The organism is Erythrobacter sp. JB3-1, from assembly GCF_057364995.1.
Genome location: NZ_CP200289.1, coordinates 1,330,837 through 1,356,331, shown reverse-complemented (window position 1 = coordinate 1,356,331; position 25,495 = coordinate 1,330,837). Strand labels below are relative to the sequence as shown.

Annotated in this window: 21 protein-coding genes; 12 read left to right on the top strand and 9 right to left on the bottom strand. The window is 56.9% G+C overall.

The genetic code is table 11. The features are described 5' to 3' along the window. Positions 1 to 244: 244 nt before the first annotated feature. A complete protein-coding gene (locus AC0V6M_RS06420; protein ID WP_486138006.1) occupies positions 245 to 1,264 on the top strand; it encodes a serine hydrolase in 1,020 nt (339 codons plus the stop codon). Positions 1,265 to 1,371: 107 nt separating this feature from the next. Here the strand turns inward: AC0V6M_RS06420 and AC0V6M_RS06415 are convergent, their stop codons facing one another. Next, positions 1,372 to 1,671: a hypothetical protein gene (locus tag AC0V6M_RS06415; protein ID WP_486138005.1), complete on the bottom strand. Its 300-nt coding sequence runs from the start codon at positions 1,669 to 1,671 to the stop codon at positions 1,372 to 1,374. A gap of 259 nt (positions 1,672 to 1,930) precedes the next feature. Here AC0V6M_RS06415 and polA point away from each other — a divergent pair, with 259 nt between their 5' ends. Next, complete coding sequence (polA, locus tag AC0V6M_RS06410; RefSeq protein WP_486138004.1) at positions 1,931 to 4,765, top strand: DNA polymerase I; 2,835 nt, start codon at positions 1,931 to 1,933, stop codon at positions 4,763 to 4,765. Between the two features lie 84 nt (positions 4,766 to 4,849). Beyond that, entirely contained in the window at positions 4,850 to 5,929 is a 1,080-nt protein-coding gene (locus AC0V6M_RS06405; RefSeq protein WP_486138003.1) for a mechanosensitive ion channel family protein, read from the top strand. Between the two features lie 21 nt (positions 5,930 to 5,950). On the opposite strand, the gene AC0V6M_RS06400 is transcribed toward AC0V6M_RS06405, so the two are convergent. Continuing rightward, the gene (locus AC0V6M_RS06400; protein ID WP_486138002.1) at positions 5,951 to 8,257 is read right to left on the bottom strand and encodes a CDC48 family AAA ATPase; all 2,307 of its coding nucleotides are present in this window, start codon (positions 8,255 to 8,257) and stop codon (positions 5,951 to 5,953) included. Between the two features lie 597 nt (positions 8,258 to 8,854). Here AC0V6M_RS06400 and AC0V6M_RS06395 point away from each other — a divergent pair. Genes AC0V6M_RS06395 through AC0V6M_RS06380 form a run of 4 tightly spaced genes read left to right on the top strand, consistent with a single transcriptional unit; the run spans position 8,855 to position 12,303 of the window. Then, on the top strand, positions 8,855 to 9,562 hold the full coding sequence (locus AC0V6M_RS06395) for a CoA transferase subunit A (RefSeq protein ID WP_486138001.1): 708 nt from the start codon (positions 8,855 to 8,857) through the stop codon (positions 9,560 to 9,562). A gap of 30 nt (positions 9,563 to 9,592) precedes the next feature. Next, positions 9,593 to 10,441 (top strand): hypothetical protein, encoded by an 849-nt coding sequence (locus AC0V6M_RS06390; protein WP_486138000.1) that lies wholly within the window; start codon positions 9,593 to 9,595, stop codon positions 10,439 to 10,441. 11 nt (positions 10,442 to 10,452) lie between these two features. Further along, positions 10,453 to 11,112 (top strand): CoA transferase subunit B, encoded by a 660-nt coding sequence (locus AC0V6M_RS06385; protein WP_486137999.1) that lies wholly within the window; start codon positions 10,453 to 10,455, stop codon positions 11,110 to 11,112. 12 nt (positions 11,113 to 11,124) lie between these two features. Further along, positions 11,125 to 12,303, top strand: coding sequence for a CaiB/BaiF CoA transferase family protein (locus tag AC0V6M_RS06380; protein ID WP_486137998.1), 1,179 nt, complete (start codon positions 11,125 to 11,127; stop codon positions 12,301 to 12,303). On the opposite strand, the gene metK is transcribed toward AC0V6M_RS06380, so the two are convergent. The 6 genes from metK to hisS form a co-directional block, all read right to left on the bottom strand. Next, a complete protein-coding gene (gene metK / locus AC0V6M_RS06375; RefSeq protein WP_486137997.1) occupies positions 12,300 to 13,517 on the bottom strand; it encodes a methionine adenosyltransferase in 1,218 nt (405 codons plus the stop codon). The genes AC0V6M_RS06380 and metK overlap by 4 nt on opposite strands. A gap of 55 nt (positions 13,518 to 13,572) precedes the next feature. Next, complete coding sequence (gene lnt / locus AC0V6M_RS06370; RefSeq protein WP_486137996.1) at positions 13,573 to 15,183, bottom strand: apolipoprotein N-acyltransferase; 1,611 nt, start codon at positions 15,181 to 15,183, stop codon at positions 13,573 to 13,575. Positions 15,184 to 15,225: 42 nt separating this feature from the next. Beyond that, positions 15,226 to 15,864: a DUF4167 domain-containing protein gene (locus tag AC0V6M_RS06365; protein ID WP_486137995.1), complete on the bottom strand. Its 639-nt coding sequence runs from the start codon at positions 15,862 to 15,864 to the stop codon at positions 15,226 to 15,228. A 261-nt stretch (positions 15,865 to 16,125) separates the two neighbouring features. Further along, entirely contained in the window at positions 16,126 to 16,944 is an 819-nt protein-coding gene (prmC, locus tag AC0V6M_RS06360; protein WP_486137994.1) for a peptide chain release factor N(5)-glutamine methyltransferase, read from the bottom strand. Beyond that, positions 16,941 to 18,008, bottom strand: a complete 1,068-nt coding sequence (prfA, locus tag AC0V6M_RS06355; protein ID WP_486137993.1) for a peptide chain release factor 1 — start codon at positions 18,006 to 18,008, stop codon at positions 16,941 to 16,943. Before prfA ends, prmC begins: the two co-directional genes overlap by 4 nt. Before the next feature lie 102 nt (positions 18,009 to 18,110). Beyond that, positions 18,111 to 19,475, bottom strand: coding sequence for a histidine--tRNA ligase (gene hisS / locus AC0V6M_RS06350; protein WP_486137992.1), 1,365 nt, complete (start codon positions 19,473 to 19,475; stop codon positions 18,111 to 18,113). Positions 19,476 to 19,580: 105 nt separating this feature from the next. Between hisS and ppa the strand changes: the two genes are divergently transcribed. Next, positions 19,581 to 20,108 carry an inorganic diphosphatase gene (ppa, locus tag AC0V6M_RS06345; protein WP_486137991.1) on the top strand — a complete coding sequence of 176 codons (528 nt, stop codon included), beginning with the start codon at positions 19,581 to 19,583 and terminating at the stop codon, positions 20,106 to 20,108. A gap of 7 nt (positions 20,109 to 20,115) precedes the next feature. Here the strand turns inward: ppa and AC0V6M_RS06340 are convergent, their stop codons facing one another. Beyond that, positions 20,116 to 20,511, bottom strand: coding sequence for a hypothetical protein (locus tag AC0V6M_RS06340; protein ID WP_486137990.1), 396 nt, complete (start codon positions 20,509 to 20,511; stop codon positions 20,116 to 20,118). A gap of 177 nt (positions 20,512 to 20,688) precedes the next feature. Between AC0V6M_RS06340 and lptB the strand changes: the two genes are divergently transcribed. The 4 genes from lptB (at position 20,689) to AC0V6M_RS06320 (ending at position 25,490) form a co-directional block, all read left to right on the top strand. Further along, positions 20,689 to 21,480, top strand: coding sequence for an LPS export ABC transporter ATP-binding protein (gene lptB / locus AC0V6M_RS06335; protein ID WP_486137989.1), 792 nt, complete (start codon positions 20,689 to 20,691; stop codon positions 21,478 to 21,480). 20 nt (positions 21,481 to 21,500) lie between these two features. After that, a complete protein-coding gene (gene rpoN, locus AC0V6M_RS06330; RefSeq protein WP_486137988.1) occupies positions 21,501 to 23,003 on the top strand; it encodes an RNA polymerase factor sigma-54 in 1,503 nt (500 codons plus the stop codon). Positions 23,004 to 23,229: 226 nt separating this feature from the next. Further along, positions 23,230 to 23,925 (top strand): response regulator transcription factor CtrA, encoded by a 696-nt coding sequence (gene ctrA / locus AC0V6M_RS06325; protein ID WP_472640405.1) that lies wholly within the window; start codon positions 23,230 to 23,232, stop codon positions 23,923 to 23,925. Positions 23,926 to 24,104: 179 nt separating this feature from the next. Beyond that, positions 24,105 to 25,490 (top strand): LysM peptidoglycan-binding domain-containing protein, encoded by a 1,386-nt coding sequence (locus tag AC0V6M_RS06320; RefSeq protein ID WP_486137987.1) that lies wholly within the window; start codon positions 24,105 to 24,107, stop codon positions 25,488 to 25,490. The last annotated feature ends 5 nt before the right edge of the window (positions 25,491 to 25,495 follow it).

Genomic DNA, 25,495 nt, shown 5'->3' with positions numbered 1-25,495 from the left:
TGACGATCACCCTGCCGGGGCGCTCGCTACAGTCAAGATCAATCAGCGCCCTGCCGAGCTCAAATGCGACAAGCCGTAGCGCTATATTACTCCATGGCTTGATAACCTGCATGGGCTGCGCTGGTGTCCAGCGAATCCGGTCGCTTGCGACACACCGTTCATCGCGAGCGATGAAACTAAAGCTTGCCGCGGCGAATCGCTCATTGTTAAGCCTCCGATAACCCTAGTTGAGTACATTCGCTTCATGTTCAAACGTCGTCTCGCACCATTTTTCGCAGGCTTAGCGGCCACCCTACTAATCTCCAGTCCAGCATCCGCGCAAGGCAATGAGCTGCTTGCCAGCTTTGACAATGCGCTGGGTACGGATGTTCGCGACCCGCAAAGTTTTGAGGCCGTCTATGCCTCTGGCTTTGAGCAACGGATTGCCGAACTCGCTGATGGCGACAAGGGCCGCATCGGCGTCGCCGCGGTTGATCTCACGACAGGTGATCAGCTTTATGTTTTGGGTGACCAGTTGTTCCCGATGGCATCGACCAGCAAGATTGCGGTTGCCGGCGCCTATCTTGAGATGGTGGAGCAAGGACGCTATTCGCTCACAAGCGAGTTCCCGCTCCTTATTCCGATCCGTTCGGCCAAATATTCAAGCGCCGCTGCCCCCGTGCGGAAAGGCAATTACATGCAGGCGATCGATCTCATCGAGATCATGATCACGCGCTCCAGCAATCCAGCAACCGATGCTTTGCTTGCCGCAGTTGGCGGACCAGAGCGGGTCAACGACTGGGTGCGCCGCCAAGGTATCGAGAATTTCAGCATTGACCGCGATATCGCGACCTTAGTCCGCGATGACGGGGAATATGATCCTGCCGCATGGATTGATCCGAGGGATTCGGCCACACCCAAGGCAATGATCCAATTGCTCCAAGGTCTCTACCGCAGTGACTTCTTGTCCGCGCAGAGCCGCCGCGTCCTGCTGGGCGCGATGAGCCGCACTCGCACGGGCAAGCGCCGCATTGTCGCGAATATGCCAGCGGATGCACGGGTCAGCCACAAGACAGGCTCGCTTAACAACACATCCAGCGATATTGGAATTATCGAGGCACCCGATGGCCGGGCAATTGCGGTCGCCATCTACGTCACGGGGCAAGGATCACGTTTGGCTCGCGAACGCCGGATCGCCGCAATTGCGCGCGCGCTCTATGATGGCTTCGGAGCCAAAGCGCGCAATCAGCCCAATTGGACAAACGCGCCCCACAGCGGTGGCTGAGCCAAGAACGCTAAGCGCTTCGCCATTAGAAAACACGGCGCATAGAAAAAGGGCGGCACCAATATGGCACCGCCCTCAATCTGATTAGCTAAAGCTAAAAGGCTGAATTACTCAGCAGCTTCGCCGGTCATTGCTTCTTCAGCAGCTTCGGCAGCGCCTTCAGCAGCTTCAGTTACTTCAGCAGCAGCGCCTTCGGCAGCTTCGCCGGTTGCTTCAACAGCACCTTCAGCAGCTTCGGCAGTCGCATCAGCAGCGCCTTCAACAGCTTCCGCGCCATCTTCAACAACAGAAGTTGCGTCAGCGGCCATCGCGTCAACGGTTTCACCAGCTTGTTCAGCGGTTTCAGAGCATGCAGCAAGGCCAAGAGCCGAGCCAGCAACAGCGGCAGCAAGAATCATTTTACGCATAGGATTCAATTCCTTATCCAGCGAGTGTGTTAAGCACATCCGGTCCCCCCGGAGAATGCCAAAGCCAAGTCTAAATGCCCAGCTTCGAGTTTGTAAATAGTGGCAGCTTTGTGGCAATGCAAGGCCAAATCACCTTTTCTGCCATTTTTCCGCCTTATTTATCGCTCCTGCCGTCTATGCTCGCTATTGCGTGGGGATAGCCGCGAAGCCTTGGCCAAATCGGCTTATCACCTGCTCTACGCGGTGCTAGCACCGGATCATGGCCGAGCAACAACACCTCTATCTCGTCGATGGTTCATCCTATATTTTTCGGGCGTATCACCGGTTGCCCCCGCTGACTGATCCTGAGGGTACGCCCGTCGGCGCGGTATATGGCTACACCACCATGCTGTGGAAGCTGGCCGAGGACCTCGATCAAGCCGATGGCCCAACGCATATGGCGGTCATTCTGGATGCCTCGTCCAAGTCGTTCCGCAACGACATTTACCCAGAATATAAGGCGAACCGCCCTCCTCCACCGGAAGATTTGGTGCCGCAATTCCCGCTGATCCGGGATGCGACGAAGGCGTTTAGCCTGCCGTGTATCGAACAAATGGGTCTGGAGGCCGACGATTTGATCGCCTCTTATGCCCGCGCTGCACAAGCGCAGGGCTGGAATGTGACCATTGTCTCGTCTGACAAGGATCTGATGCAATTGGTGGGTGAGCGCAGCGGCGGGCGGGTCGACATGCTCGACACGATGAAGAACCAGCGCATCTATATTCCCGAGGTCGAGGAGAAGTTCGGCGTGGTGCCTGAGCTGGTCGGTGATGTTCTCGCTTTGATGGGCGACAGCGTCGACAATATTCCCGGCATTTATGGTGTTGGTCCAAAGACAGCGAGCAAGCTGATTGCGGAACACGGCTCGCTCGGCGCCGCTCTCGACTCCGCGCCAGACATGAAAAAGTCAAAACTCCAGGAGCGTTTGCTTGGCGGGCGCGAAGAAGCCGAGCTGAGCCGCGTTCTGGTGGCGCTAAAAGAAGATGCCGACCTGCCGCAGCCGCTTGAAGACTTTAAGCTTGAAAGTGTCCCTGCCGAACCGCTCGCGGCGTTCCTTCAAAAACATGGCTTTACCAGCCTACTGAAACGCCTTGGAGCAGGCAGTGGCAGCCCTGAACGCGCGACCAACCTGAACCCAGCCAAAGCTGAGACGGCAGGTGATGCCGGCACGCAAGAGGGCAGCAGCCAAGCGCTTCCCGAGATGCCGGCCGTGGATCGCAGCGCTTATGAAACGGTGCAGACCATGGAGCGGCTTGAGGACTGGATCGCCCGCGCCTTTGCCGCGCGCAAGGTGGCGGTCGACACCGAAACATCCTCGCTTGATGCGATGCAGGCTGAGCTGGTCGGCATCAGCCTAGCGCTGGGTCCGAACGATGCCTGCTATATCCCGCTCGAGCATGGCGGCGTGGACCTGCTTTCTGAAAAGCCAGAGCAAGTGAACCGCGATGCTGCAATTGCCGCTCTGAAACCCCTGCTTGAAGATGATGCGGTTCTGAAAATCTTTCAGAACGGCAAGTATGACCTCAACGTGCTGGCGCAACACGGCCTGACCGTTAGCCCAATTGAGGACACAATGGTCATGAGCTTCGCGCTCGACGCAGGGCGCGGTGAACAAGGCCTCGGCGGCGGACATGGGATGGACGACCTTTCCGTGCGTCACCTCGGCCACACACCATTGTCGTTCAAAGAAGTCTGCGGAACCGGCAAGAAGCAAATCCCGTTTGGCGAGGTTCCGCTCGATCGGGCGACTGAATATGCCGCCGAAGATGCCGATGTAACATGGCGGCTCTATCAGCATCTCAAACCGCGCCTCTCGTCGGAAGGCGGCTCGCAAATTTACGAGCGCGTTGACCGGCCATTGATCCCGGTTGTCGCAGCGATTGAGCGCGAGGGCATCAAGGTCGACCGTGCGCGTCTGGCAAAACTGTCCGAAGAATTCGCAATCGAAATAGCCTCTCTTGAAAAGCAAATTCATGCGGACGCGGGGCAAGAATTCACGGTCGGCAGTCCTAAGCAGCTGGGCGAAATTCTGTTTGACAAGCTCGGCTACAAAGGTGGGCGTAAGGGCAAAAGCGGGCAATACTCAACCGATCACAGCACGCTGGAGAAACTGGCTGACGAAGGCGCAGAGATCGCCAATAAAGTGCTCGAATGGCGCCAGCTAGCAAAGCTCAAGTCAACCTACACCGACGCTTTGCAAGAGGCGATCAATCCCAAGACGGACCGTGTGCACACGAGCTACAGCCTGGTCGGCGCACAAACCGGCCGCCTCTCTTCCACCGATCCAAACCTTCAGAACATCCCAATCAGAACCGCGATTGGTCGCCAGATCCGCGAGGCTTTTGTGCCCGAGTCCGGTAATGTCTTGCTCGCCGCTGACTACTCGCAAATCGAATTGCGACTGGCCGCACATATGGCCGATGTTGGCACCCTCAAAGAAGCCTTTGCCTCAGGCGAAGACATCCACTCGCGCACAGCGAATGAGATGTTTGGCGAAGTCACCAGAGATACGCGCGCGCAGGCGAAGACAATCAACTTTGCCATTCTATACGGCATATCGCGTTGGGGGCTGGCAGGCCGGTTGGAAGTAGAGGCGGATGAAGCTCAGGCTATGATCGACACCTATTTCAAACGCTTTCCCGGCATCCAGCGATACATCATGGAAACGCTAGAGACAGTGCGCGAGCGCGGTTATTCAGAGACCCTGTTCGGGCGAAAGACTTGGTTCCCCCGGATCGAGTCGAAGAACCAGGCCGAACGTCAGGGCTCTGAACGCGCAGCCATCAATGCCCCGATCCAAGGCACCAGCGCCGACATCATCAAACGGGCGATGGTGCGCATGCTGCCAGCTTTAGAAGAAGCGGGCCTGCCCAATGTTCGCATGCTTTTGCAGGTCCACGATGAATTGGTGTTCGAGCTCCCAGAAGACGACGTGGCGAAGGCCAGCCCGATTATCGAGCGCGTGATGGAAGAAGCAGCGCTGCCTACGGTCACGCTCGATGTGCCATTACAGATCGAAATTGGGACCGGGCCAAGCTGGGATGCGGCGCACTAATTGACTGCACGGAAACCTCAGCGCAGCGAGCACACGGGCAGATCCAAGGTTGTATTCGCACGCTCGGCTGCATAGGTGCGCAGCATGCTTGATCAATTCAATCCCGCCAATCTCACCATCGACTGGTTCGCTTGGGGTGTCGCGGGCCTCGCCCTACTGCTGGCGATCGGGATCGCATATCTAATCTATCGTCTTGTCTACGGTGCGGTCGGCAAGCTGACCAAAATGTCAGAAACGACGGCTGACGAGATGATCGTTGAGCGTGTTCGGCTTCCAATCAAATGGTCTTTCATCGCCATTGGCATAACGATTGCGGCACAGATGAATGCCGAGCTAAAATCGATCTGGGAGCCGCTAGCCAAATTCCTGCGCCCCGCTTTGCTTGGTTGGATCGCCTACACTTTGGTCAAGGGCTTCACCGCCGCGCTCGAACTCAGGCTGGAAGCATCGAACGATCCAGTGGCGATGCGCAGCCGCAAAACCCGGATTGCGATTTTAGGCCGGACGGCGACGTTCACGATCATTTTTATCACGATCGGCCTGATGCTGCTCGGTATCCCTGCCGTCCGGGACATTGGCACGACACTGCTGGCGTCTGCTGGCCTCGCTGCTTTGGCGGTTGGTGCCGCCGCTCAGCCTGCACTCAAATCTTTGATCGCAGGTCTTCAGGTCGCTTTGACCGAGCCGATGCGGCTGGGCGATATGGTCAAGATCGACGGCGAAGTCGGCCGCGTCGAAGAAATTCATATGAGCTTCGTCAAAGTTCGCACCTGGGATGAAAGAGCACTGATCGTCCCGACAACCCGCTTCCTCGACAACAGCTTTGAAAATTGGTCGCGCCGGAGCGAAATGCTAACAGGTCCGGTATTCCTGCACCTCGATCCAGCCGCTGAGGTCCCGCCGATCCGCGAGGAGTTTGAGCGTTTCGTGGGCTCGCACGAGCTGTTTGACGGGCGCACCTGCGCCATGTTGATGACGGAAGCCTACCCAGAAAGCATGGAACTGCGCCTTTCGATGAGCGCAGCAACTATTGGCGATCTGTGGAACCTGCGCTGTGAGACGCGCGAGCACATGATTTCCTGGCTTCGAAGCAACCAGCCGGATGCATTGATCAGGCACCGTCTCGAAGTGCAAGCCGCCAATGAGCGCGTCCAAGGAGACTAACGGTCTCTTTGAACTGGCGCATCACTCGTGCTTTTTGGCGCGGGTCGGCTCCAATTTCTCTGGTTGTAAAAAGCCGATCGGATTGACTTCAGCAGCGCGCTTTTTGAGCTCACCGCGCATCTTGCGATATTCGGCTTCCATCTTGCTGGTAACCGTCGCGCGCGAATCCTCCAGCGCCTCTTCGAAGTCCTGTGCCGTCACCTCTTCAACGTCATTGCCCATGCGGTGAAGCGCGTTGAGGCCAGCTCTGCGCACAACATCTTCCAGGTCCGCTCCAGTGAAGCGTTCGGTCTTGCCAGCCACCACAGATAGGTCGACGTCGCTCGCCAATGGCATCTTCGACGTGTGAATCCGCAAGATGTGCTCGCGGCCTTCAGGATCAGGTGTACCAACATACACAAGCTCGTCGAAACGGCCCGGGCGAAGCAGTGCGGGATCGACCAAGGTTGGACGGTTGGTCGCCCCGATCACAACGACCGATTGCAAGTCTTCCATGCCGTCCATCTCAGCCAGAATGGTGTTCACCACGCGGCCGGTCACTTGTGGCTCGCCTTGACCCGATCCGCGTGCTGGCACCAGGCTATCAATCTCGTCAATAAAGATGACGCACGGGGCAACCGCACGAGCACGCGCGAACATGCGCGTGATTTGTTGTTCGCTCTCGCCATACCATTTGGACAGTAGGTCAGAGCTCTTCATCGAAATGAAGTTCGCCTCGGCCTCTTTGGCGACGGCTTTCGCGAGCAAGGTCTTACCCGTCCCCGGTGGTCCATAGAGTAAGAAGCCTTTAGCCGGGCGGATGCCCAAACGCCGGAATGCATCCGGCTTCTTCAGCGGCAGCTCGATACCTTCTTTAAGCTTCTCGATGGCATCGCCGACGCCGCCGATGTCATCCCATTTGACATTGGGCACTTGCACCATGACCTCGCGCATCGCGCTCGGCTGAATCCGCTTCAGCGCGCCCAGGAAGTCCTCTCGGGTCACACAAAGCTCTTCAAGAACCTCTGCCGGGACCGTGCGCGCATCAAGGTCCAGCTTCGGCATGATCCGGCGAACCGCATCAATCGCGGCCTCGCGCGCCAAAGCGGCGAGATCTGCGCCTACAAACCCGTGGGTGACGCGGGACAATTCATCGAGGTCAACGGCGCTCTCCAGAGGCATCCCGCGAGTATGAATTGAGAGGATTTCGCGCCGTCCCCCTTGATCGGGAACACCGATAACAATTTCCCGGTCGAACCGGCCAGGACGCCGCAAGGCCTCATCAATCGCATCCGGCCGGTTAGTCGCCGCGATCACCACGAGGTTCGCGCGCGCTTCCAGCCCATCCATCAGTGTCAGCAATTGCGCAACCAGGCGCTTCTCGGCCTCGCCGGGAACATTCTGGCGCTTTGGCGCAATCGAGTCGATCTCGTCGATAAAGACGATCGCTGGCGCAGCGCGGGTCGCTTCTTCAAATACCTCGCGCAGGCGCTTTTCGCTCTCACCATAGCCAGAGCCCATGATTTCGGGGCCATTGATGGTGAAAAATTCGGCATCGGATTCGTTGGCAACAGCCTGGGCCAGCCGCGTCTTGCCCGTGCCGGGAGGGCCATGCAGAAGGACGCCTTTGGGCGGATCAACCCCAAGGCGGGTGAACAGCTCTGGATAGCGCAGTGGCAATTCAACCATTTCGCGCAGAGCCTGGATCGTATCAGACATGCCGCCGACATCGTCATAATTCACCGTTGCGCGAGCATCACGCGGCTCTTCAAATTCCGTCCGCAATTCGACTTCAGTGTTTTCGTCGATATGCACGATGCCCTTGGGCACGGTGGCGAAAACAGACAGGCGAATTTGTGTCAGCGCATAGGCAGGCGCGCGCAGCATTTGGCGCACGTCCGATGGCATGTTCTGGACCGGCTGTTGGCCGGTGGTTGCGACCAAATCGCCTGCCACCAATGGACGGCGGAAGAAGTTTCGCTTCAGGGCCTGCGTCGGCCCTTGCAGGCGCATTTCACGCTGGGCCGGCGCAAAAACAACCCGTGTCGCTGGGCGCGATTCAGCCGCACTGATTTCGACCTTCTCTCCTGAGCCCGCCTCTGCATTGCCGCGTTGCAAGCCGTCGAGCCGCACCACATCGAGCGTGTCATCCTCGGCGTATGCGGCCATGGCAATCGCAGCGGTTGTACGTTTGCCAGCGATCTCAACGATGTCGCCTTCAGTTATGCCGAGCGCCTGGAATGCTGAGCGCGGCATGCGCGCAATGCCCTGGCCCGATTCTTCCTGCCGGGCTGGCGCCACTTGCAGCCTTGTTGTTCGGGTTGGCGGCGCAGCTTCGGCATTAGCCATTCATCACTTCCTCTTCGGGCGGTTTTCTAATTACTGGCCCTTGTAGCTAGGAAGACTGGCATGGGAATGCAAATGCGCACGCACGGCGCAGCGTCTACTTGTGGGTTTAGCGTAAGGTGAAGTGCAGGACGTCACTTAAACCTGAAGGGAAAAGTGCGGCCAAAAAGAAAAAGCCCGGTCCGAAGACCGGGCTTAAAAGTTTGGGAGAGGATGCCCGTTGGGCACGCAGGACATATGCGGAGATAAGGAATTTTGTGCAAGTGCGAAACGCGCATTTTAAATTGCAAAAAATGCAATGTGCGTGATGTTAAATTTTGTTAAATTGTTGATTATAATTATTTTCTGAGTTGCAATTGCCGCAAACTCTTGATGTTTTAACGCCGGTTTTTATGCTTCGAACCAGCCAAAATGTTGCAGCGCACTATCCGCATACGTATGCGACAATTGATGCAAATAGCCGTCAAGCAATCACATCGTCTCGATCTCTAGCTTAGGCTGAAACGACTCACCAAAGCAGACGGTGAGGTGGTGACAGCCAATCCTCAAACGACTAATCGACAGACCAATATTCAACCTCAGCCAAGGTTAGCCCCATCCATGAACAAGCTTTTCCCAAATGCAGCGACCGCTCTTGAAGGTGTGATCGCTGATGACATGCTGATCGCCGCTGGCGGATTTGGCCTATGCGGCATTCCAGAACGCCTCCTCGATGCGATCCGTGACAGCGGCGTCACTGGACTGACCTTTGCCAGCAACAATGCCGGGATTGATAACGAAGGCATCGGCAAATTGCTGCGGACCAAGCAGGTCGCCAAAATGATCAGCTCTTATGTCGGCGAAAACAAGGAGTTCGAACGGCAATTTCTCGCTGGTGAGCTAGAGGTGGAATTCTGCCCGCAAGGCACGCTGGCGGAGCGTATGCGAGCTGGGGGCGCGGGCATTCCGGGATTCTACACTAAAACCGGCGTGGGAACCGAAGTCGCCAAAGGCAAAGAGCACAAAGACTTCGGTGGTGAGACCTACATCCTCGAACACGGGATCTTCGCCGATCTGGCAATCGTAAAGGCATGGAAAGCCGATGAGACCGGTAATCTCGTGTTCCGCAAGACAGCGCGCAATTTCAACCAGCCAGCGGCGACTTGCGGTAAGGTCTGCATCGCCGAGGTCGAGGAAATCGTGCCTGTCGGGGAGCTAAACCCCGATGAAATCCACTTACCCGGCGTATTCGTCCAACGCCTTGTCTTAGGCGCGCCCTACGACAAGCAAATTGAGTTCCGCACCACGCGCGAACGCGTTACTGCCTGAATAGCGGAAGTTGAATTTAAAGGCTGACACATGCTCCCCCACCGCTCGCCATTGATAGCCGGAGTGCTTGTCGCAGCATTTGCGCTTAATGGATGCGTTGCGGGTTTTATTCCCGTGGTTGCTGGCGGAGCGCTTGCCGGAGCCGACATTAGCCGTGAGAGGCGGGAAGCTAAAGACCTGACAACCAGCGCCGAGTTGGATGCGAGCCAAGGTGAAGTCGCAGCAAACCAAACTGGATTAGCCACCACAGCAAGCCAAGTGCCTGCGCCCATACGCGAGGGTGCGCTTTTTGCTCCGATTTCAAATCAGGGCGAATTCACAGATTTACTCACTTATGCGCGCGAGCAAGCAGGGCAGATTTTGTTGCAAACTGGGGAGAATGCTCCGCCAGCCAGCACTGCCGTGCTCACCAATCCAGCAGCACTGGATGGCAAGCGCGATGAGTGCGGAGAACGCACGCCCACGGTGCTGATCGACTTAGACCCAGGCGATGACCCATTTACGCCGCCAAGCACTCCGACCGCTCAGCCAATTCTCGCTGAAGGGTTAGTGAACCTTCGAGCGCTGGGCCTTGAGATTACCTGGCTCTCCGCCAATTCGGCAGCCGACGCTGGGAAAGTAAGGCGCGCACTGCATGCCTCTGGCCTTGATCCAGAGAAATCGGACAATCTGCTGCTGATGCGGTATCAAGCCGACCGCAAACAAACGCGGCGCGGCGAATTGTCTGAGACTCATTGCATCGTTGCAATTGCAGGCGACACGCGCAGCGACTTTGATGAACTCTACGATTACCTTTTGAAACCCGAGGCCGCCTTTGCCCTCGAGCCGATAATCGGCAATGGCTGGTTCCTTATTCCCCCAGTGCTTGGCCAAAATTGAAAGCAACACACATGTCAGATGAAAAAACCGGATGGTCTCGCGACGAAATGGCAGCCCGCGCTGCTCAGGAATTGCAGGATGGCTATTACGTCAATCTTGGCATTGGCATTCCGACACTGGTCGCTAATCACATTCCAGAGGGCATGCATGTGACCCTGCAAAGCGAGAACGGCATGCTTGGAATTGGGCCTTTCCCCTATGATGATGAAGTCGATCCCGACCTGATCAACGCGGGCAAGCAAACGATCAGCGAACTGCCGCACTCAGCCTATTTCGACAGCGCCACCAGCTTTTCGATGATCCGTGGCGGTCACATTGACCTGACGGTGCTCGGCGCAATGGAAGTGGCTGAGAACGGCGACATCGCCAATTGGATGATCCCGGGGAAGATGATCAAGGGCATGGGCGGCGCAATGGATCTGGTCGCGGGCGTCAAAAAGATAATCGTAGTCATGGACCACAACAGCAAGGCGGGCGATCCGAAGCTCATCCCCGAATGCACATTACCGCTAACGGGCAAGAACGTGGTCGATATGGTCATCACGAATTTGGGCGTATTTCACCGCGAGAATCATGACAGCCCGTTCCGACTTATTGAGCTGGCTCGAGACGTCACCGAAGCGGACATCGCCGCCAAGACCAGCGCTAAGTACGAAGTGGCTCTAGCCTGAGGCCCAAAGGCAATGTGGCTCGAAAACCTGCGCAATCCGAACGCTCCGCTGGCCGGCGTGCGAGTGGTGGAGCTCGCACGCGTCTTGGCTGGGCCATGGGCGGGGCAAATTCTCGCTGATCTGGGCGCTGATGTCATCAAGATTGAGAGTCCTCAAGGGGATGGTACCCGGCTGTGGGGTCCACCCTGGATTGAGCGAGAAGGCCGGGACGGCGCGACTGAGCGCGAGGCCGCTTACTACCACGCCTGCAACCGCGGCAAGCGCTCAGTGAAAGCCGATTTTACCATCGAGCAAGATCGGCAATTTGTCCGCAATCTTTGCAACGAAGCGGATGTGGTCCTGGAAAATTTCAAACCGGGCACGCTCACAAAATTCGAATTGGATTATGGGAGTATCGCGCAATCCAATTCTAGAGTCGCATATTGCTCCATCAGCGGTTTTGGCCAAGATGGGCCAAGGCGCGATGAGCCCGGTTACGACTTCGTTATTCAAGCGATGAGCGGTTTCATGTCGCTCACCGGTGAGCCCGGTGGCGAGCCCATGAAGCATGGGGTGTCTATCTCCGACCTTGCCTGCGGCCTCTATGCCGCCAACGCGATTCAAGCCGCGCTGCTGATGCGAGAACGCACTGGCAAAGGGCAATGGATCGATATGAGCCTGCTCGATTGCTCAGTCGCCTTGCTCGCCAATCAAGCCACAAGCTATTTTGCCACGGATCAAATCCCGCCTCGCATGGGCAATGCGCATGCTCAGGTGAGCGCCTATGGCGTCTTCCCTACGCGCGATGGTCCAGTCGTTCTTGCACCTGCAAACGATGGCCTCTTCCGCAAGCTGCTGAACGTGCTCAAGCGTGAAGACCTGCTGAGTGATGAGAGGTTTGCGACCAATGAGGCACGGATCGCCAGCCGAGATCTGGTCGACGGCATGATCGCACAAGAAACCACGAATTGGGCGCGCGAGGACTTGCTAAAAGCCTGCGCAGCCGCCGGTGTACCGGCTGGCCCGATCAATGATCTTGAACAGGTGTTTGCCGACCCGCAAGTGCAAGCCCGCAGCCTGAAGGTCGAGCTAGACGGGCAACCGAGTGTACGCAGCCCATTTGCATTCTCTGACGCAGAGCTGGCGCTGGATCGCCCATCACCAAGGCTGGGTGAGGACACCCCAGCTTCCGCGGACAACTCGGCCGATTAGGTGAGCGCTGCCTTCAGCGTATCGACCAGATCCGTGCGTTCCCATGGAAAGAAATCGCCTTTGGCCTGGCGGCCGAAATGGCCATAGGCTGCACTTCTAAGGTAGATAGGCTTGTTCAAGCCCAAGTGCGTACGGATGCCGCGCGGCGTCAATCCGCCAAGGCTTTCGATGCCGAGGATAGCTTCTTCAATACGGTCATCGCCTACCGTGCCCGTACCGAAGGTGTCGACATAGAGCGACAATGGCTTTGACACACCGATGGCATAGGCAAGCTGAATTGTGCAGCGTTTTGCCAATCCGGCGGCAACGATATTCTTCGCCAAATAGCGGGTGATATAGGCCGCGCTGCGATCAACCTTCGTCGGATCTTTGCCGCTAAAGGCACCGCCGCCATGCGGGCTAGCGCCGCCATAGGTGTCGACAATGATCTTGCGCCCGGTCAGGCCAGCGTCCCCATCTGGGCCGCCAATCTCAAAGGCACCTGTCGGGTTGATATGCCAGACCGTCTCGTCACTGATGAAGCCGTCTGGCAAGACATCACCAACCGCGCCTTTGACATAGGCCTTGAGTTCCGCCTCTTTCTCACATTCGTGATAGCCTGGTGCGTGCTGGGTTGAAACCACAATCGCTGTGCAAGCCACTGGCTTCCCATCGCGATAACGCAAGGTCACCTGGCTTTTCGCATCCGGCTCAAGGAACGGAGCCACGCCCGATTTGCGGTCACGCGCGAGGCGCTGCAAAATCTTATGGCTGTAGTCCAGCGTCGCTGGCATCAGATCCGGCGTCTCATCGCACGCAAAGCCAAACATAATGCCTTGGTCGCCAGCGCCTTCGTCTTTGTTCGAGCCTTCTGAACCCGCATCCACGCCCATAGCAATTTCGGCGGACTGGCCATGCAGATGGTTCTCAAAGGTCAGCGTCTCATGATGGAAGCCGGGTTGAGCGTAACCAATCTCTTTCACGGTGTTGCGAACGGTGCGCTCGATCTCGTCCAGCGCGCCCTCGGCCCACTCGCCGTTCTCGTAAATACCCTTCGCGCGAATTTCGCCCGCGAGCACAACGCGCTGCGTCGTGGTCAGGGTTTCGCAGGCCACCCGGGCTTCCGGATCTTTCGACAGAAACAGATCGACAATGGCATCGGAAATTTGGTCAGAGACCTTATCCGGATGACCCTCAGAGACACTTTCTGATGTGAACAAATATTCGCTACGCATGGTACCTCTGCGTTAGAGCCACAGGATATAAGGAAATCTTTATGTCTAGTAAGCCCTAACTCGCAGCGCGGCGTTGCGCAACCAGTCTGGACACGGCCAGCGCCAGTAAGCTCAAGAACGCAGCCCAGATGAGCGGGAGGGCATTGCCCAAACGCGCAAATAGGGTCGGCGGCTTGGCGATTGGCACAAAGCCATCGAGCCTATCCGCATTGCCGGTCGCAATGCTCTGCCGCACAATCCCATTAGCATCGATCACCGCGCTGATCCCGGTTGTGGTCGAGCGAAGGACGGGCAAGCCTTCTTCGATGGCGCGCAGTCTCGCCTGAGCCAAATGCTGCGGCGGGCCCCAAGCACCAAACCATCCATCATTCGACGGATTGAAAAGGTAATCAGGACGATTGGCGGTATCGACCACTTGGCCGGAAAAGACGATCTCATAGCAAATTTGGACGCCCACTTTGCCAAACGCCCCCGTATTGAGCGTGCGCGGACCCGGGCCGGGCAGATAATCAATCGAGCCTGCTACCAAGCGACTGAGGCCCAGCGGTTCTAACAGGCCGCGCATCGGCAAATACTCGCCATATGGCACCAAGTGTGCCTTGGCATATTGCTGCGTAATATCGCCTGCGCCGTCCAAAGCTATGACAGAGTTTCTCGCGCTGACCGCGCGGATGAAGCCATTCTTCTCGGCAAGGTCGAGGTTTACCACACCGGATAGCAGCAGCGATTCTGAGCCAATGACCGAGGCTATTCGATTGCGCGCAAACTCTGGATCGCCCGCCGCTGTCATTCGGTCATAATATCGCTGCGGATAGCCATCCTCGAGATAGTCGGGCACCCCGCTTTCCGGCCATAACACCAGCCGAGGCTGCTCACGACCCGGCAAAGTCGGCTGAGTGATACGCGCGAATTGTTCTTCAAACTTACTCGGGTCGTTGATCTCTGGTTGCGGGATCAGAGGCTGGATCAGCGCATAAGGCACTGCGCTGTCTTTACGCTCAAGAACGCTCGACAAAGGAAAGAGCATTCCGATTGAGATCGAAGCAACCAATATGATGAGGCCGATCCGTGCCTTGTTAAGCGCGAGATAGGCAAGACCTGTAGCGAGTAAAATCACCAGTCCCGAAAGCGCATAGGTGCCAAGCCATGGCAGCAATATCGCCAGCCCTGGCCGCTCCCAAGATCCCAGCAAAGATAGGCCGAGTGGAGGCCACGGATAACCTGTAAAGACCCAGCCGCGCAGCCACTCCGTCACAATCCAAGCAGCGGCAAGCACCATTCCGAACGCGGGCAATCCCGCGCGTCTTGCGGCAATATGGGCGATAACGGCGGCTAACGCTGGATAGAGTGCCAGATAGATGCACAGCAATGGCACCGCGAACCAGCCCAGGAACTGCGGCATCTCGGCTTGATATGTGAACGCCGTAGCAATCCAATTGTTGGCCAAGGTCAGGTGCGACCACCCGAACAACCAGCCAAGCAAAGCGGCCCTGCGCCAATTGTCGGCATGACTTAGCAAAACGACGAAGGCCGAAACAGCAGCCAAAGTCACTGGCCACCACCCAAGCGGAGGGAAACCGAGCGCGGCCAGTGCGCCCAGCAATAATGTCGTCCAATTGGGATGCGCGCGGGCAGTGCCGATCCAGCGATCAAAGATTGCCCGCATATTGGCTGCCTATCCCGCGATCATCCCTGCCCTTAAGCGCTGTTAATCTACTGTTTCCAGATTGTCGCCGCTGTCATCTTGGCTCGGTGCGTCCCCGCCAATCGCTGGCGGCAGAACGGAAGCGTCGATTTCATCAGCAACCTTGTTGTCGCTCTTAGGTTTGCGCGGCGCACGAGGCTTCCGGCGCGTGGTGCGTTCTTCCGACTGGCCTTCACCGCGCGGCTTGCGCGCACGGCGCTTGGGCTCTTCTTCGCCTGCATCATCCGAACTTGAATCACTGGCATCCGCTTCGGCGCCGTTGTCGCTGTCAGCTTGCTGGTCATTGGCCTGTTCGTCGCGGCGTGAGCGTGGCCGGCGCGAACGGCGACGGTTTTCACCGTCTTCATCCTCATCGCCCTCTTCACCTGATTGGCCGCGTTCTTCCTGGCGCTTGGCCCGCGCTTCGTCTTGGCGGGCCTTATTATCGGCGATTACGCGCAGATAGTGGTCGGCAAACTGCAAATAATACTCAGCCTGGACCCGGTCACCGTGATGCTGAGCATCCTGTGCAAGCTTCTTGTATTTATCGAGCAATTGTGGCGCGTTGCCGCGCGCCCTGCTGTCGATCCGGTTTAGCTGATTGCCGCCGCCTTGATTGCGATTACCGCGACCGCGGCGACGATTGTTACGATTGTTATTCAAGGAAATTCATCCTCATTTACGGCCTTCGGACAATTCTCATTGCACCATGACCAGTAGACCCCTCGTCCAAACGCCAGTCTAATATTGGCGCGCGCTCCGCGCTGTACGAGCCGGGGGTATCCACGCGGCAGATCCATGCTTTCATACGGAGCTAGACCAATTGATTTGCAGCCCGTGCCGATCAATTGCCTGATTCGGGGTTAGCGAGGCTGGCCGCGTTTGCCAAGCCCTGTCGAAATTTCGTCAACCCCGAATCGCTTATCATGTGAGGATCAATGCTCGGTCGCGGCCTGCGAGATCGCGAGTAGTCTCCACGTTAAAGCCTTCATTCTCAGCGATTGAGCTAACAGCGGACGCTTGTTCCGCCCCTATTTCGAGCACTGCGATACCATCCGGCGTCAACAGGCCTCGCAATTGTGGGATGATGCGGCGGTAGTCATCGAGCCCTTCTTCCCCCGCAAACAGAGCGCTCGCAGGCTCAAAATCGCGCACATCCGGGTCTAGCGCCGCGGCGCTCTCCACATAGGGCGGATTGGAAATGATCAGATCATAAAGGCCGAGGCTCTCGCTCCAGCCGGGCACGTTCCAGTCTGCGACGCGAAACTGCGCTCTGTCGGCAGCGCCCAACTTTTCCGCATTGGCCTTTGCCACATCAATTGCTGAAGACGATTGGTCGATGCCCAAGCCGGACGCTTCGCTTTCAGCTAGCAAAGTGAGCAGGAGGGCACCGCTTCCCGTGCCGAGGTCGAGAATCTGGGTGGGGTTTGGAGCTCTCGAAAGCGCCGCTTCCACCACGCTTTCGCTGTCACCGCGCGGGATCAAGACATCAGGCGTGACGCGAAATTCACGCCCGTAGAACTCTTGCACGCCGGTTATGTAGGCCACTGGCTCACGCCCTATGCGGCGATTAAGCAAGGCCTTAAAGCCCCCTGGCGCCTCGTCCTTCATATGCCTCAGCAGCATGTCAGATCGGCTTTTGCCAAGAGCATGAGCCATCAGAATTTCGGCATCGAGACGCGCGGTGTCACTGGTGCTCGAGAGCTTCTGAGCCGCCTCGCGCAAAACTTCGGCAATGGTCATTCGCTCAGCGCAGCCAGCCGCTTGCCTTCATCTTCTGCCGTCAATGCATCGACCAATTCATTAAGGCCTGGGCCTGCGAGCACATCTTCAAGCTTGTGCAAGGTCAGCCCTATACGGTGGTCCGTCACCCGGCCCTGGGGGAAATTATAAGTCCGGATCCGTTCGGAACGGTCGCCTGATCCCACCATAGCCTTGCGCGCTTCCGCCTCGGCGCCTTGCGCTTCATCACGCGTTTTCTCAAACAGCCGCGCGCGCAGAACCTGCATCGCTTTCTCGCGATTCTTATGCTGGCTGCGTCCATCTTGGCAGGTGACCACCAGGCCGCTCGGCTCGTGGGTTATGCGGATCGCGCTGTCGGTTGTGTTGACGTGCTGCCCCCCGGCACCACTCGCCCGGTACGTGTCTATTTTGAGATCACCGGGATCGATCCGGATATCCACCTCATCCGGCTCTGGCAGCACCGCAACAGTGGCTGCAGATGTATGGATACGCCCGCCGCTCTCGGTTTCAGGAACGCGCTGGACCCGGTGAACACCGCTTTCAAACTTGAGCTTCGCAAACACATCGGCCCCGCGCACGTTCGCAACGATTTCCTTAAAGCCTCCAACTTCTGATGCGTTCATGCTGACGGGTTCGACCTTCCACCCCTGCTCAGAGGCAAAGCGTTCATACATGCGGTAAAGATCGCCAGCGAACAAAGCCGCTTCGTCCCCGCCGGTCCCTGCGCGGATTTCCAGCATGGCTGGCTTGCTGTCGGCGGCGTCACGGGGCAGCAAGGCTATCGCAAGCTGGCGCTCTGCCAACGGCAATTGCTCGCGCAGTTCACCCAGCTCTTCCTCAGCCATCGCCTTCATTTCAGGATCAGCCAGCATGTCTTCGAGACCAGCAATTTCCTCCCGCATCGCCTTTACCTGCAGCGATAGCTTTGCAACCGGCTCAAGCTCTGAATAGTCACGCGAAGCGCGTACGAACTCGTCACCCTCCAGCGTGCCAGATGCCATGCGGGCTTCCAGCTCAGCGAAGCGGTGGGCGATCTGATCAAGGCGTTCTGCGGGGATTTGCATGTGAAACTTCTCTTATCGTCATTCCCGCGAAAGCGGGAATCCAGCTTACAGTAGGCAGTGGCTCTGCCGTGGATCCCGGATCAAGTCCGGGATGACGAAAGGCTAAACCTCCTTCTTGCGGCGGCGAGCGACCATTTCATCCCAACTTTCACGAACTAAAAGTTCGTTCTCAAAGCCATCTTCTATTTTACAGATATCAGAGAGAAGCGCACGAATCCGCTGAGGATCAGGCTTCCAACTCGCATACTTTGCTACATTCCGAGCTTTGATTATTGGCTCCCCCGCCTCATCATCGGTGACCCAAACCAAGAAGTTGTTCTCATCAGTCATCATTTTTGAAAAGCGCTTTTTGGGCGACCCAGCTGTTCGTAATTCGACACTAAAGCCAGCATTTCGAAGACGGACCGCAACTTCTATGGCTTTCCCATCTCCGAGTTTGGATTCGGAGAAAACGCCAAAGTTGGATCTCATCTTGGGTCGATCATCATCGCCAAAGTCAACCAACATAGCCAACCGTTCAATTCCGGCCGCCCAGCCAACGGCTGGCGTCGCTGGTCCGCCCAGGCTTTCCATCAAGCCGTCATAGCGACCACCGCCCAGCACTGTGCTTTGTGCACCCAGAGCGTCTGCCGCTGCGGAACCCTCGTCCGGAATGAATTCAAAGGCAGTGTGGCGATAATAATCGAGTCCGCGCACAAGCGCCTCTGCCCGCACCCATTTGACGCCTGCTGCGTCCAGGCCGTCAGTCACGGCTTTAAAAAACCCCCGCGCCTCATCAGACAGAAAATCATCGATTTTCGGCGCGTCGGCCAGGAAAGGTTTGTCTCGGCGATCCTTGCTGTCGAGAATGCGTAGCGGGTTTTTCTCCAGCCGTTCCTGCGAATCTTCCGACAGCTGATCTTTCACCGCGCTGAAATAGTCGATCAACGCCGCCCGCCAAGCCTCCCGGCTTGCCCCATCGCCCAAGGTGTTGAGATGCAAAGTCACCCCTTCGATACCCAGCTCTTTCAAAAGCTGGTCGGCCATGCACAGCAACTCAACATCGGCCTGCGGTTCTGCCGCCCCGATAATCTCAGCATCGATCTGGTGAAACTGCCGGTAGCGCCCCTTTTGCGGGCGCTCATAGCGGAACAGCGGGCCGTGCGTTGCCGCCTTTAGCGGCGCGTGCTGCTGCCAGCCATTGGTCAGATACGCACGGGCAATGCCAGCGGTGAACTCTGGCCTAAGCGTGAGCGAATCCCCGCCACGATCCTCGAACGAGTACATTTCTTTGGAGACAACATCCGTCGTCTCGCCAAGCGAGCGCGCAAACACTTCCGTCTTCTCAAACACCGGCATTTCAATGCGGCGAAATCGGTAAAGCCGCCGCACGCGCTCGAAGGTTTCGACCACGAACGAAAAGGCTTCAGCATCAGCGCCAAAGATATCTTGCGTCCCACGAATGGCTTTTGGAGTGTTTTTCGACATTACACCTGAGCGATTAGGGGCAAGATCATCTTGCCGCAATAGAGCCGCACAGCTAGGGGGCACTCAAGCTCAGGAAGAGGGCTTTGACACTAGTAGGATAGCAGCATGCGTATCGACAAAATCCCGACCGGAAATAATCCACCTGAAGACCTCAATGTGATCATTGAAGTGCCCACTGGCGGCGAGCCGGTGAAGTATGAATTTGACAAGGAAAGCGGCGCATTGTTCGTCGACCGCATCCTGCACACGCCAATGCGTTACCCGGCAAACTACGGCTTTGTGCCGCACACACTCAGTCCTGATGGCGATCCATTGGATGCTTTGGTCATTGCGCGCACGCCGTTTATGGCTGGCTGCGTTGTGCATGCTCGCCCGATTGGCGTTTTAAACTTAGAAGATGAGCACGGCGGCGATGAAAAACTGATCTGCGTGCCGGTTGACACAACTTTCCCGTACTATTCAGATGTGGGTGAGACCAAAGATTTGCCGTCGATCATTTTTCAACAAATCGAGCATTTCTTCACACACTACAAAGATCTTGAAGCGGAAAAGTGGGTCCGTATCGGGAAATGGGGTGACCGCGCGGAAGCTCAGCGCATTGTTGTTGAAGCGATTGAGCGCGCTAACGCCTAATCGCTGATCAGGCCCACAAAAGCGAAGAGACGCCTTTAAAACAAAAAGTCAGCACGAACGGCAGGCCAATCGCCATCACCCAAAGGCCAGCAAGATCGCGCCGGAAAGCCGGACGATACGCTTGGTCTGCCGCTTCGCTGTCTGACAGGCTAGTCCAGCGCTTCTCGAACCAGCGACACGCCGGAATAATGGCCGCGACCAAGACCACGAGTGCAATGTACGGCAGGATGGATGCGCTGCCGGTGTTGAGCGCCTTAATCGTCACGAATATCTGAAGGCCCGTGTAGACGAGCAGCGCATAGGCAACGTGATCGCTCATCGATTTACGCCAATCGAGAGCATAGCCATCAGATTTTCTGTCAGCTTGCTCGTTTGCGTCATAGCGATGCGCGATATTTTTCATTGTGCCGCTCTCCAACGGATTCGTTCCCCAAGCGTGGAGTATTTCAAATTGCGGCATATCTTGCAAGCTCGCTAACCAATCCGCAATTTTGTTGCAGGAATCGCGACACGCAAAAATCCTGCCAAATTGGGCAATACCGCCCTTTTATGTCTGGAATGCGGTGCTAAGGGTGGTCCGATGAGTAAGACAAACGCCCTAGCCGAGACGCTTGAAAGCGGCACCGCCGATGCTACAGCGCCGCTGCCTGGCGGCGGCCTCGAAGTCATTTCTATTGCCAAAAGCTATGACAAGCGCTCGGTCCTAAGTGACATTTCCTTGACTGTCGGCAAAGGCGAGGTGCTGGGCCTGCTTGGCCCCAATGGCGCAGGCAAGACGACGTGCTTCTATTCGATAATGGGTCTTGTTCGCCCGGATTCCGGCCGGATCCTGATGGACGGCGAAGATGTCACCAAACTGCCGATGTATCGCCGCGCGATCTTAGGGCTTGGCTACCTGCCTCAGGAAACCAGTATTTTTCGCGGCATGACCGTTGAGCAGAATATCAATTGCGTGCTCGAGATGGTCGAGCCGGACAGTGATACGCGCGCTCAAGAACTGGAACGCCTGCTCGGTGAGTTTGGCCTTACAGAACTGCGCAGTTCGCCAGCCATGGCCTTGTCAGGCGGTGAGCGGCGGCGGTGCGAGATTGCCCGGGCGCTGGCCGCAAAGCCCTCCATCATGCTGCTCGATGAACCGTTTGCCGGCATCGACCCGCTGTCGATCAGCGATATTCGCGATCTTGTAAAAGACCTCAAAGGGCGCGGCATTGGCGTGCTGATTACTGATCACAACGTTCGAGAAACGCTCGATATCGTTGATCGCGCATGCATTATATACGGCGGGCAAGTGCTCTTCGCCGGAACGCCTCAGGCGCTTGTCGCAGACGAGAACGTCAAACGGCTCTATCTCGGTGAAGGCTTCACTTTGTGACGAGACGGCGGAACTAAATCATGGCGCTTGGCCCAAGGCTAGACCTACGCCAGTCACAGTCTTTGGTGATGACGCCGCAATTGCAGCAGGCGATCAAACTGCTGGCGGCATCAAACCTCGAAATCGAAACCTTCATCTCCGACGCTTTGGAAGCCAATCCACTGCTCGAGGCCGGGGCGCTGTCCAGTGAAGATAGCGGGCCCAGCGGGGAAAGTGATGACATCCCGCGCGAAGAATTCACCGCCGACCAACTGATCGGCCAAGCGCAAGGCGAGAGCGAGGCTCCGCTCGATTTGGACACGGGCGCGCTCGACCGCGACCGAGACACCGGCGATGGGGCAAACGGTCCTGCGGCAGGCGATGCAGAGTGGGGAGCGGCCGCGAGCAGTGGCGGCGGTTCAGATATGCTGCCCGACCTTGAGCAAACAAGCGCGGCGCAAATCACGCTTGCGGAACATCTTGGCGAGCAAATTGGCGCGGCAGCCAAAGACGAACGCGAGGCTTTCATTGCGCGTCACTTGATCGGATTGCTCGACGAGGCGGGCTATCTCTCATTTGATTTGCGCGATGTTGCCTACGATCTTGGGGTGGAACTACCTGATGCTGAAAGCGCCCTAAAGGCAGTGCAAACGCTCGACCCTAGCGGAGTTGGCGCGCGCAGCCTGTCTGAATGCCTGGCGATCCAAGCGCGCGAAGCGGACCGCTATGACCCGTGCATGGCGCAATTGATTGACCATCTGGAGTGGGTCGCACGCGGCGAAATCGCCAGGCTGAAGCGCGTGTGCGGAGTGGATGAAGAAGACTTTGCCGACATGCTCGCCGAACTGCGCGGCTATGATCCGAAACCAGGGCTGGCCTATGGTGCAAGCACTGCGAGCGCGGTTGTGCCGGACATTCTGCTAACTGATAATGGTGAGGGCGGCTGGGATGTGGCGTTGAATGAGGAGACCTTGCCGCGCCTTATCGTCAACCGATCTTACTTTGTCGAACTGCGCGATGGCGCGCCGGATCCCGACGCGCAAAGCTGGTTGAAGGAAAAGCTGGCCGATGCCCATTGGCTCATCCGGGCGCTGGACCAGCGCCAAAAGACCATTCTGAAGACGGCAGCCGAGATCGTGAAGAAGCAGGAAGGCTTCTTTCGCAATGGCGTGTCGGAGCTTCGCCCTCTAACTTTGCGCGAGGTCGCCGAAGAAATCGACATGCACGAAAGCACGGTCAGCCGCGTGACCAGCAACAAGTTCTTGCACTGCGAGCGCGGCTGCTTTGAACTGAAATACTTCTTCACCAGCGGCGTTTCATCCAGCGATGGCGAAGGCGCATCGTCCGAAGCGATCAAAGCCCGCATTAAAGCTCTGACCGATGCTGAAGAGGCCAAAAAGATCTTATCCGACCAGAAACTCGCAGACCTTCTGAAAGACGAAGGCTTCGACCTAGCGCGCAGAACAGTTGCCAAATATCGTGAAGCTATCGGCATCGGCTCCAGCGCAGAACGGCGCCGGCAAAAGAAGCTCGCCAACCTTTAAGCCAGTGCCTTACAGCATCTAAGCGTACCTAAGCGTCTCATAAGCGGAGGGATTTAGGCCATCCGCCGTATAGGTATGAACCCCTGCGACTCGCCGATTTCTAATGCTTTACGGTAAATTAACCTTTTCCGTTCAGAACTTATGTGGTTAATACATGGCAACACCTCTTAGCGAGGAGTTACCGTGACACTTTGTTACGATGATCTGGGTATATAGGGGACCAGCAATGCGTGTGCTCTTGATTGAGGACGAGCCAACAACGGCCAAAGCAATTGAGCTTATGCTCACGACAGAGGGCTTCAATGTCTATTCGACCGACCTCGGCGAAGAAGGCTTGGATCTAGGTAAGCTGTATGATTACGATATCATCCTGCTCGACCTGAACCTCCCAGACATGCACGGATATGACGTGCTGAAGAAACTGCGTGTCGCTAAAGTGCAGACACCGGTTTTGATCCTTTCAGGCATTGCCGAAATGGACAGCAAGATCCGCAGCTTTGGATTTGGCGCTGATGACTATGTCACCAAGCCATTCCACCGTGAAGAGCTGGTTGCTCGCATCCATGCTGTTGTGCGCCGCTCTAAGGGCCACAGCCAATCAATCATCCGCACTGGCAAGCTTGCCGTGAACCTCGATGCGAAGACTGTTGAAGTCGACAGTGCCCGCGTTCACCTGACCGGTAAAGAATACGCCATGCTTGAGCTGCTCAGCCTGCGCAAAGGCACGACGCTCACCAAGGAAATGTTCCTCAACCACCTTTACGGCGGAATGGACGAACCTGAACTCAAAATCATCGATGTTTTCATCTGTAAGCTGCGTAAGAAATTGAGCCACGCTTGCGGCGGTGAAAACTACATCGAAACGGTCTGGGGCCGCGGCTATGTGCTGCGCGATCCAGACGCAGAAGCAGAGGCCGCTTAAGCGGCCAAACGAATTCTCCAGTCTTCTGGGACGGGAACGAGAAACGCCCGGGGCAGCAATGCTCCGGGCGTTTTGCTGTTTTCGCCTCGCGGTAAACTCGTCCTGCCGCAGTCTCTACGAAACGTATAGATACAACAGGTGCCCTCTGTGAGACCATGCTGAGCGATGGAGGTATGGGCATGGTAAACGCAGCCGCACAGAATATTTCTAACGAAACCAGCCGTATCGCCGCTGCAATGCAGAGCTCGAGCGCTCAAAGCAGCTATACGATACGCAGTGGTGACACACTCAGCAGCATTGCGCAGAGGTTTGGAACCGACGTGGCGACCCTGGCGAGAGCCAATGGGATTTCCAACCCTAACCGCATATATGCTGGCGACAGTCTAAATGTGCCGGGCGCAGGAACAAGCACGCACACTGTTGTGAGGGGTGATACCTTAGGCGTTATTGCGCGAAGCGCGGGCCTATCCTTGCAAGCTGTGCTGAATGCTAATCCTCAAATTCGCAACGCCAACCTTATTTACCCGGGGCAAGAGATTACTCTTCCAGCGACAAGAGCGGCCGCGCCGTCATCACCGCAAATTGGGGTCGAAGCCTCTGACAGTGGGACACCGGCTGTCACCGGGCCAAGCGATGTTGCGCCTGTTGGTTCGACGACCTTCAACGGCGAGACCCTCAGCCTGTCTCAGGCGGACGTCAATAATTTGAAGCGCGTCCTACAGACCGAATGGGTGCAGTCGGCTGGAGAAGCTCAGGCACATGGGATCATCGACACTCTGCTCAATCGCACTGCATCAGGGCGCTGGGGTGATACAGTCGCCGATGTAGCGAACGCGCCATATCAATTCTCAGACATCAACGGCCCTGTGTCTTGGCCAGACGGGCGTACCTCCGTCGAACAAATCCCAATGGCTCAGGTGAGCGCGCGCGTTGATCAATTGGTGGACAGCTATCTTGCCGAGCGCGCTCAGGGCAGAGAGTCCTCAATCGGATCACACCTGAATTATGCCAATCCGAACTATTCTGATTCCGTCAATCTGGGGTGGATCAATGCCCTTGATGGACCTGTGCTAGGACGAGGCGACGCCATTCACCGTCATGGCACGACGCCGGATCTTGAGCGCTATCGCCCGGGCGAATTCAGAGTGGGCCTGCCAGGTTCAGCCAGCGTAGCGCAGCCCACATCTGAGCCAGCGACCGGTTCGTTCGACGGTAGAGTGCTTGCCGCAGAAGTGGGCGTTGCCATCAAGAGTAGCAGTGTGAACCTTTCTCAGCTGCACTCATCCATGGACCCCGCGATCCGTGCTGTGGCAGTAGCAGCGCAGCAGCTCGGCTTGCCTCAGCCTGTCATAACAAGCGGCAATGACGCGCGACATAGCGAGAACTCCCTCCACTATGAAAACAAAGCGCTGGATTTCCGAGGTAACAATCTGACCATTGCTCAAGGGAGGGCCTTGCGAGATGCCGTGAGCGAGGCTGTTGGGTCGGATTACGATGTACTGTTTGAGGTCTTCCCAAACAATCCGGCCAACAACCACCTTCATATCGAATTTGATCCAGACTAAGCTGA